The organism is Mesorhizobium sp. M6A.T.Ce.TU.002.03.1.1 (genome assembly GCF_003997275.1).
GTDB lineage: Bacteria > Pseudomonadota > Alphaproteobacteria > Rhizobiales > Rhizobiaceae > Mesorhizobium > Mesorhizobium mediterraneum.
On record NZ_RZTI01000187.1, the window covers coordinates 1 to 8801 of the forward strand.

General features: G+C 63.5%; 11 protein-coding genes. 2 read left to right on the forward strand and 9 right to left on the reverse strand.

Annotated features, from left to right (window positions below; genetic code table 11):
• Together EOC93_RS35145 and EOC93_RS31045 are read right to left on the reverse strand one after the other, a co-directional pair.
• Positions 1-113, reverse strand: a 113-nt coding sequence (locus EOC93_RS35145) for a TRAM domain-containing protein (RefSeq protein WP_127206530.1), incomplete at its 3' end; no start/stop codon positions are given.
• Positions 110-904: a TlyA family RNA methyltransferase gene (locus EOC93_RS31045; protein WP_127206531.1), complete on the reverse strand. Its 795-nt coding sequence runs from the start codon at positions 902-904 to the stop codon at positions 110-112. The genes EOC93_RS35145 and EOC93_RS31045, both read right to left, overlap by 4 nt.
• 171 nt (positions 905-1075) lie before the next feature.
• Between EOC93_RS31045 and EOC93_RS31050 the strand changes: the two genes are divergently transcribed.
• A complete protein-coding gene (locus EOC93_RS31050; RefSeq protein WP_127206532.1) occupies positions 1076-1477 on the forward strand; it encodes a GFA family protein in 402 nt (133 codons plus the stop codon).
• A 138-nt stretch (positions 1478-1615) separates the two neighbouring features.
• Here the strand turns inward: EOC93_RS31050 and dxs are convergent, their stop codons facing one another.
• The 6 genes from dxs to EOC93_RS31080 all read right to left on the reverse strand — a co-directional run bounded on the left by dxs (position 1616) and on the right by EOC93_RS31080 (position 6930).
• Positions 1616-3556 (reverse strand): 1-deoxy-D-xylulose-5-phosphate synthase, encoded by a 1941-nt coding sequence (dxs, locus tag EOC93_RS31055; RefSeq protein WP_206437530.1) that lies wholly within the window; start codon positions 3554-3556, stop codon positions 1616-1618.
• Between the two features lie 106 nt (positions 3557-3662).
• Positions 3663-4583 (reverse strand): pirin family protein, encoded by a 921-nt coding sequence (locus EOC93_RS31060; protein ID WP_126103246.1) that lies wholly within the window; start codon positions 4581-4583, stop codon positions 3663-3665.
• A 9-nt stretch (positions 4584-4592) separates the two neighbouring features.
• The gene (locus EOC93_RS31065; RefSeq protein ID WP_126103247.1) at positions 4593-4859 is read right to left on the reverse strand and encodes a DUF2277 domain-containing protein; all 267 of its coding nucleotides are present in this window, start codon (positions 4857-4859) and stop codon (positions 4593-4595) included.
• A 110-nt stretch (positions 4860-4969) separates the two neighbouring features.
• Positions 4970-5221, reverse strand: coding sequence for an exodeoxyribonuclease VII small subunit (locus tag EOC93_RS31070; protein WP_095486188.1), 252 nt, complete (start codon positions 5219-5221; stop codon positions 4970-4972).
• 3 nt (positions 5222-5224) lie between these two features.
• Positions 5225-6151, reverse strand: coding sequence for a histone deacetylase family protein (locus tag EOC93_RS31075; RefSeq protein WP_127206533.1), 927 nt, complete (start codon positions 6149-6151; stop codon positions 5225-5227).
• Between the two features lie 131 nt (positions 6152-6282).
• Complete coding sequence (locus EOC93_RS31080) at positions 6283-6930, reverse strand: TetR/AcrR family transcriptional regulator (RefSeq protein ID WP_126103249.1); 648 nt, start codon at positions 6928-6930, stop codon at positions 6283-6285.
• 119 nt (positions 6931-7049) lie between these two features.
• On the opposite strand from EOC93_RS31080, the gene EOC93_RS31085 reads away from it, so the two are divergent.
• Positions 7050-8273 (forward strand): MFS transporter, encoded by a 1224-nt coding sequence (locus EOC93_RS31085; RefSeq protein WP_095486191.1) that lies wholly within the window; start codon positions 7050-7052, stop codon positions 8271-8273.
• 102 nt (positions 8274-8375) lie between these two features.
• On the opposite strand, the gene EOC93_RS31090 is transcribed toward EOC93_RS31085, so the two are convergent.
• On the reverse strand, positions 8376-8795 hold the full coding sequence (locus EOC93_RS31090; protein WP_127206534.1) for a cupin domain-containing protein: 420 nt from the start codon (positions 8793-8795) through the stop codon (positions 8376-8378).
• Between the last annotated feature and the right edge of the window lie 6 nt (positions 8796-8801).

The window sequence follows — 8801 nt, forward strand, 5'->3', positions numbered from 1 at the left end:
GCGGTGACGATTTCACCGGGCAGCGTGAACGGAATGAAAAGCTCGCCGGTTTCGGTCTCGGCGACGCCGTCGCCCTGGGATCCCAGTCTTGTGATCGTGAAGCGCGCGTTCATCGGTCGCCGATCCCGCCGTTCTTCACGCTGGCGTCCTTGATCCCGGCGAGCAGGAATTCGCGATTGCCGTCGCCGCCTTCGATCGGCGACAGATGCAGTCCCAGCGCGCGCCAGCCGGGGACGCCGTCGAGCCAGTCCTGCAGCAGGCCGGCAACCCGCGCGGCATCGTATGGGTCTTTCAGCAAGCCGCCCTTGCCGATCGCCTCGCGGCCTGCCTCGAATTGCGGCTTGACCAGAAATATTGCCCTGGCGCCGCTCCTGGCAATGGCGAGCGCCGGCGGCAGCGCCAGTTTCAACGAGATGAAGCTGACATCGGAGACGATGAAATCCGGAATGCAACCGGCAAGATCGGCGGCCGAGAGATCGCGGGCGTTCAGTCCCTCGATCACCGTCACGCGCGGATTGCCACCGATATCCGGATGGATCTGGCCATGCCCGACATCGATCGACGTGACATGCGCCGCGCCGCGTTCGAGCAGCACTTGAGTAAAACCGCCGGTCGAGGCGCCGACGTCGAGCGCTTCGCTGCCGGCGGGATCGAGACCGAAATGGTCGAGCCCGGCGATCAGCTTCAGCGCAGCGCGCGACACGTAACCCTGCGCCGGATCATCGATGGCGATGAGGCAATCAACCAAGACGGTCTGGCCGGGCTTGCGGGCAATGACGCCGTCGACCGTGACCGTACCGCGCTCGATCGCGTCGCGGGCGCGAGAGCGGCTGGGGAACAGGCCGCGAGCGACGAGCAGTTCGTCGAGCCGCTGGCGTGTGCTGGCTGGCAAAGGGAAGTTCATCGGCCTTCATGGCGAAAGCCGACGATGATGGCAAGGATATTGGGGGGGACAACGAACATCTTCGGAAAGCAGCGAACGTATCAAGCTGCCACAGCTTGTTGAATATCGCACCACGTCCGGCACAATGTCAGGGACGAAATGCGTTTTGCTGCCGAACGCGAAGGAGGGCGAATGCTGACCGGAACCTGCCATTGTGGCGCGGCCCACTGGACGTTGGAGGGCGATCCCGGCTCGATCACAGCCTGCAATTGCTCGCTTTGCCGCCGCTATGGCGCGCTGTGGGCTTACGATTATGTTGACGAACGCATCCGTCTTGCGGGGCCGACAAGGTCTTATACGCGCGCCGGAAAGGATGCCCCGTCGCTCGAGATTCTGTTCTGTCCGACATGCGCCTGTGTTCTGGCCTGGCGTGGTTTGCGCTCTAGCGCCACCGGTCGCATTCGAATCGCCGTCAATGTGAGGCTTGCGCCGCCTGAAGCAGTCGCCGACCTGCCAATCGACCATTTCGATGGTCTCTACAAATTCGAGGATCTGCCGAGCGATGGTCGATGTGTGCGCGATATGTGGTTCTAGCTTCTAGAAGATTGGCCGCGAAACCCGACGTTCGACCGACGGTGCCAAGAGACACGATAAGCAAACGCCAAATCGCAGCGTAAACAGTCGGTTACGGCCGCCCGTCGGCAAACTGGGTCAAGCTGTTGAGATTTTGATTCAGGCGCTTTGCGCGCTGGCGGTGTGTCCCAGCGCCACGAAGACGGTGCGCACGATGCCGGCGGCGTCCAGTCCGGCGTCGGCATACATCTTTTCGGGCTTGGCGTGATCTGTGAATGCGTCCGGCAACACAAGCGGGCGTACCTTCAGGCCGTTTTCCAGCAGTCCTTCATGGGCCAGGAATTGCAGCACATGGCTGGCGAAGCCGCCGACCGCGCCCTCTTCCACCGTTACCAGCACCTCGTGAGAGCGGGCCAGCCGCCGGATCAGATCCTCGTCGAGCGGCTTGGCGAAACGAGCATCAGCGACCGTGGTGGAAAGCCCTGCCGCGCCGAGCTCCTCGGCCGCAGCCAGGCAATCCTGCAGCCGCGTACCGAAGGAAAGCAGCGCAACCTTGGTGCCCTCCCTGACGATACGGCCCTTGCCGATTTCGAGAACCGAGCCACGCTCCGGCATGTCGACGCCGACGCCGTTGCCGCGCGGGTAGCGGAAGGCAATGGGCCCGTCATCATAGCTTGCTGCCGTGCGCACCATGTGGCGCAGTTCCGCCTCGTCCGCTGCGGCCATGACGACGAAACCGGGCAGCGTCGCCAGAAAGGTCGTGTCGAAGGCGCCGCAATGGGTCGCGCCGTCGGCACCGACGAAGCCCGCGCGATCGATCGGAAAGCGCACCGGCAGTTTCTGGATCGCAACGTCGTGAACCACCTGGTCGTAGGCGCGCTGCAGGAAGGTCGAATAGATCGCAGCGAAAGGCTTGAAGCCTTCCGTGGCAAGTCCGGCGGCAAAGGTCACCGCATGTTGCTCGGCGATGCCAACGTCGAAGGTCCTCGCCGGGAACGCCTCGCCGAACAGGTCAAGACCGGTGCCGCTCGGCATGGCGGCGGTGATGGCGACGATGCGGTCGTCCTCTCGGGCCTCCTGGACCAGGCTTTCGGCAAAGACCTTCGTGTAGCTCGGCGCGTTGGCCGGCGCCTTGGCCTGCGCGCCGGTGATGACGTCGAACTTGTTGACGCCGTGATATTTGTCGGCCGCCGCCTCGGCCGGTGCATAGCCCTTGCCCTTCTGGGTCACGACGTGGATCAGCACCGGGCCGTCGGCATTGTCGCGGACGTTCTTCAGCACCGGGATCAGGTGCTCGAGATTGTGACCGTCGATCGGGCCGATGTGGTAGAAACCCATTTCCTCGAACAGCGTGCCGCCGGTGACGTAGCCGCGCGCATGCTCGACCGCCCGCTTGATGGCGCGATCGGCGCGCTCGCCCAAATAGGAGGTCAGCTTCTTGCCGAAATCGCGCAGGCCCAGATAGGCCTTGCCCGATGCAAGGCGAGCCAGATAGGCGCTCATCGCACCGGTCGGCGGAGCGATCGACATGTCGTTGTCGTTGAGGATGACGATCAGACGGGCATCGAGCGCGCCGGCATTGTTCATCGCCTCGTAGGCCATGCCGGCCGACATGGCGCCGTCGCCAATGACGGCAATGACATTGTTGCGGCCACCGGAGAGATCGCGTGCCATTGCCATGCCGAGGCCGGCGGAAATGGAGGTCGAGGAGTGGGCGGCGCCGAACGGATCGTATTCGCTCTCGGCGCGCTGGGTGAAACCGGACAGGCCGCCCTCTTGCCGCAGCGTGCGGATACGGTCGCGGCGGCCGGTCAGTATCTTGTGCGGATAGGCCTGGTGACCGACATCCCAGATCAGCCGGTCGTCGGGCGTGTTGAAGACATAATGCAATGCGACCGTCAGTTCGACCACGCCAAGGCCAGCACCGAGATGTCCGCCGGTGTGGGACACAGCGTCGATCAACTCGGTGCGAAGCTCCGATGCCAACTGCGGCAGATCACCTTCGTCGAGCGTCCTGAGGTCGGCCGGGATGCGGACCTTGTCGAGAAGCGGTGTATGGAGCTTTGCGTTCACTGGTGGTAGGGCCTGCTTTTTATTCATCTGCGAAATAGGCTGCTGGCCGGCGAATGTAAATGCGTGTGAGTGACGCGGCGTAGATTCAAAGTGTTAGGGTTTCCTTTGCGTGTCCAAAAGGGCGCGCGGCGCTCTAATTGTCCGGCAGCGGAATGAACTCTTCTTCATCCCCAGGAACGATATCGAAGCGGCCTGTCTTCCACTCTTCTTTCGCCTGCTCGATGCGTTCCTTCGAAGATGACACGAAATTCCACCAGATGTAGCGCTTGGAGCCGAGCGAGGCACCGCCGAACAGCATAAAATGCGCTCCACCCTCCGAGGACACGACGATCTCGTCGCCGGGCCGGAATACCAGCAGCCGCTCCGCTGGAAAGCGGTCGCCGGTGATCGAAACCTCGCCTTCCAACGTATAGATGGCGCGCTCCTCGGCATCGGCAGGGATTTTCACACTGGCGCCAGGCGCCAGGCTGAGGTCAGCATAGAGCGTGTCCGAAGCGGTCGCGACCGGAGACCGCAACCCGGAAAAGGCACCGATGACGACACGCCCGCTGACGCCTTCGGCGTCGATCTCGGGAAGACGCATGGCCGCCGTATTCTCGAAGATTGGATCGACCTCTTCCTTATCGTCGGGCAGCGCCAGCCATGTCTGCAGGCCGGACACCGACATCGGTGCGCCGCGCAGCTCCTGTGGCGTGCGCTCGGAATGGACGATACCGCGGCCGGCGGTCATCAAATTCACGTCGCCGGGCTGGATTACCATTTCGGTGCCGAGCGAATCGCGGTGCCGGATCTTGCCGTCGAATAGGTAAGTGACCGTCGACAGGCCGATATGCGGATGCGGACGGACATCGAGCGCCTGGCCGGCCCGCAAGATGGCCGGGCCCATGCGGTCGAAGAAGATGAACGGCCCAACCAGCCGCCGCTTCGCGGTCGGCAAAGCGCGGCGAACCTGGAAGCCGCCGATGTCCTTGGCGTTCGGAATGACCATCAATTCGATCTGGTCGCTGGCGAAGGCATCGCCAGCCTGCGGGTCATTTCCAGGGAAGAAACTCATGCGGTCTCCTCAGGCGAAGCGGAGTGCAGATTTGGCTTTCGCCTTGGCCGCCACCTCTTCGCGATTGCGCGGATGCTGCGTCGTCTCGAGGCTGTCGAGCAATTCGCGCGCTGACGCCGCTATTGCCTCGACGGCGTGGTCGAACGCATGCTGGTTCTGCTTCGATGGCCGCGTCGTTCCGCTCAGCTTGCGGACAAACTGAAGTGCGGCGTCGCGGACCTCGTCATTGCTTGCCGGCGGATCGAAATTGAACAGGGTCTTGATGTTTCTGCACATCTTTCGCAATCTCCTCTGGTCCTGGAGCCATCTCAATCGGGATGAGTTTTGTCCTCAATCATCATCATGTCCAAAGCCGGCAAGGCGAACTCTTCTTTCGGGGCCGTGCCTTACTCCGCGTCCAGCGGCTCTGTCCCCACCGGCTTGCCGTCGCGCGAAAGCCTGATCTTCTCGACCTTGTCCTCAGCCGCCTTGAGCAGCCGATCGCAATGGACCTTCAGCGCCTCGCCGCGCTCATAGATGCGGATCGACTGGTCGAGCGGCACGTCGCCGCGCTCCAGATCATCGACGATTTTCTCCAGCGCGTCGAGCGCCTGCTCGAAGCTCATCGCCCTGACGTCTTCGTTGGTCTCACCAGCCATCGTCTATCCTTTCATCAGTCGCCCGACATGGGCGGCGACCGAAAATGCCAATCCCTGCAGATCGTAGCCGCCCTCGAGCAGGCTGACGAGCCGGTTGTCGCTGTAGCGACCGGCACGCTGCATCAACTGGCCGGTCGCCCAGTCGAAGTCGTCCTCGGTCAGGTTGATCTCGGCCAGCGGATCGCGGTGGTGCGCGTCGAAGCCGGCGGAAATTACGATGAGGTCGGGCGCGAAATTATCGAGCGCCGGCAAGATGCGCGACAGGAAAGCGTCGCGGAAAACCTCGCTGCCGGTCTGCGGCGCCAGCGGCGCGTTGACGATGTTGCCGGCGCCGGTTTCGCTCACGGCCCCGGTCCCGGGATAAAGCGGCATCTGGTGCGTCGAGCAATAGAGCACCGACGGATCGTCCCAGAAAATGTCCTGCGTGCCATTGCCGTGGTGCACGTCCCAGTCGACGATGGCGACGCGCTCGGCCTGGTGCTGCCTTTGCGCGTAGCGCGCCGCGATCGCCGCGGTGTTGAACAGGCAGAAGCCCATGGACGTCGTCTTTTCCGCATGGTGGCCGGGTGGCCGGGCGGCAACAAAGACATTGGCGGCGTTGCCCCGAAAGACATCGTCGACCGCCGCGTTGGCGGCACCGATCGCCGTCACAGCCGCCTGCCAGCTTTTCGGGCTGGCGGTGGTGTCGGCGTCGACGCGGGCGATACCGGTATCCGGTATCGCTGCGCGGACCCGATCGACGAATTCCTGCGGATGTGCGTAGAGGATGGTGGCCTCGTCGCCTTCCGGCGCCTCGGCACGGTCAAGGGCCGCAAAGGCCTCGTCGTCGAGCACGCGTTCGATGGCGCGCAGCCGGTCGGGCCGCTCCGGATGACCGGGCGGCGTTATGTGCTCGAGAAAGATCGGGTGGGTATAAAGCCTTGTGACCATGCCCCGATATAGGCGCGCCCGGCGGCTTTGACCATGTTTTGGAGCCACCAAAGGCAGACGTTCAACAGGGTTTAGATGTTGGGCCCCGGTTGGGTCCAGCGCAAGCCGTCCTATATGCCCCGACCTCTCCCTTAGGGACGGCCCTCTTCTCCAATCTCAGCCATCACTTGCGGACGGCCAGTCCTGCGGCCCTGTTTGAGCAGCCCCTCCAAAAGCACGTTGAATGCCTTCACCGCCTTTTTCGACGTCGCTTCGGGATCCTCCGAATTTGCGATCCACTGCGCCGCATGCAGCGAGGCGCCGCTGACCAGCCTTGCCGCGGCTTCGGGATCGACGGCAACGATGGTTCCCTCGTCCCTCAGCTTTTGAAGGTTCTCGCTCATCGAGCGGATGCATTCGTTCTGGCTCGGCCATTGCGAAGGATCGCCGAGCACCGCCGGTCCATCGCGAAGGACAATACGCTGGATCTCCGGCTCCAGCGCCATCTCGATATAGGCGGTGCATTCGTCGACAAAGCCCTGCCAGAGAGTGTCCGCCCTGGCCGAAACGATCTTCAGCCGGGCCAACATTTCCGCGTCGATCTCGGCGATGACCGCCTGGAGAAGGCCCTTCTTGTCGCCGAAGTGGTGATAAAGCGCGCCACGCGTCAGCCCGGCCGATGCGGTGAAGTCGTCCATCGAGGCCTCGGCATAGCCGACAGTGCCAAAGGCATGGCGCGCCGCAGCGACCAGTTTGGCGCGGGTCTCCGCGATCATCTCCTTGCGTGGTTTGTGCGCCATTCGCCCATTCCTTCACATACGTCTCGTATATTAATTGACATACGTCTCGTATGCTATTATCTAATTTGCATACGCCACGTATATAAGTGGCCCGGCCTCAAAAATCCAGGAGTATTCACATGCCCAATCCCTATCGCGAAATCTTCAAGGCGAGGGGAGCCAAGGGCTTCGCCGCAGCCGGCTTCGTTGCCCGGATGCCGATGGCCATGGCTCCGATCGGGATCGTCGCGATGCTGTCGCAGACACATGGCGAGTACTGGCTGGCCGGCGCCGTCTCCGCGACATATGCGCTGGCCAATGCTTTCGCCGCGCCGCAGATATCGCGGCTGGTGGACCGCCTCGGCCAAGCGCGGATTGTGGTGCCCACCACTGTCATTTCCGTGCTCGCTTTCGTGGTGCTGATTGCGGCGGCCAATCAGGACTGGCCGATATGGACGCTATTCGTGTCGGCGCTGCTGGCCGCTGCAATGCCCAGCATCCCGGCAATGGTGCGCGCGCGTTGGACAGAACTCTTCCGGGATCGCCCCGAGATGAACACCGCGTTTGCGTTCGAGTCGGCGGCCGACGAGCTGGTCTACATCGCCGGGGCATCGCTATCGGTGGGCCTGAGCGTCGCTCTTTTCCCAGAAGCGGGAATGTTGGCGAGCACATTGTTCCTCGCCTTCGGCTCGACAGCCTTCATCCTGCAGCGCTCGACCGAGCCGCGAGTGCGACCGATCGACCAGGGCTCGAGCGGCTCGGCAATCCGCCTGCGGCCGGTCCAAATCATCACCTTGGCCCTGATCTTCATCGGCGCCACCTTCGCGACCACGGAGGTGAGCACCGTGGCGATCACCAAGGAGCTTGGCCAGCCAGGCGCTGCCAGCCTCGTCATCGGCGTCTACGCGCTCGGATCGTTCGTCGTCGGCATCATCATCGGCGCCATGAACCTGAAAACACCGCTGCAAATTCAGCTTGCCATCGCGGTCGCCATCATCGCGCTCACCACGCTGCCGCTGCTCGTGGCCGACACGGTGCCTCTTCTGGCACTGGCCGTCTTCGTTAGCGGCGTGGCGATCTCGCCGACCTTCATCACGGCATTCGGCCTGATCGAGCGGCGCGTGCCGGAGGCAATGCTGACCGAGGGCATCACCTGGGTCATGACCGGCATAGGCATCGGCATGGCGCTTGGCTCCTTCGCCGCCGGATGGGTGGTGGACGCCTTCGGCGCACAGAGCGGGTTCCTGGTATCGGTGGCGGCGGGCACAATCGCACTGGTCATCGTGCTCGCCGGCCAGCGCAGCCTTGCCACGGCGGATTGCGAAACCTCCGCATGCGACGCAGCCGCGGTTCCTGCCGAATAGTCTCTATGCGTCCGGTCCCGAGCGGGGCCGGACGTCCTCCTCTCGAAGGCGTCTACGGCCGCCCGCCTCTGGTGCGACGGCCTGAGGGGCCGACACGGCAAATCACCTGCGGCACTGATCGGCGGCTTCGGGGCCGCGGGCATACTGGTCGTCCGTCACCTGCTCCATCCAGGTGACGGCACTGCCATTGAGAGACTCCGCCACGGCCACGTGGGTCATGGAGGCTCCCTTCGAGGCGCCATGCCAGTGGCGGACATTGGGCGGGATATCCACCACGTCCCCAGGCCTCACCTCCTCGATCGGCCCGCCTTCGCTTTGTACCCAGCCACAGCCCGAGGTGACGATCAGCGTCTGGCCAAGCGGATGCGTATGCCAGGCCGTGCGCGCACCCGGCTCGAAGCTCACCGTCGCCCCGCCGACTCGCGCCGGGTCCTCGGCTTGAAACCGCGACTCGACCCGCACGGAGCCGGTGAAGTTTTCAGGTGATCCCGTGGCGGCGGCCTCTGGGTCGTGTTTCTGCACAGAAAG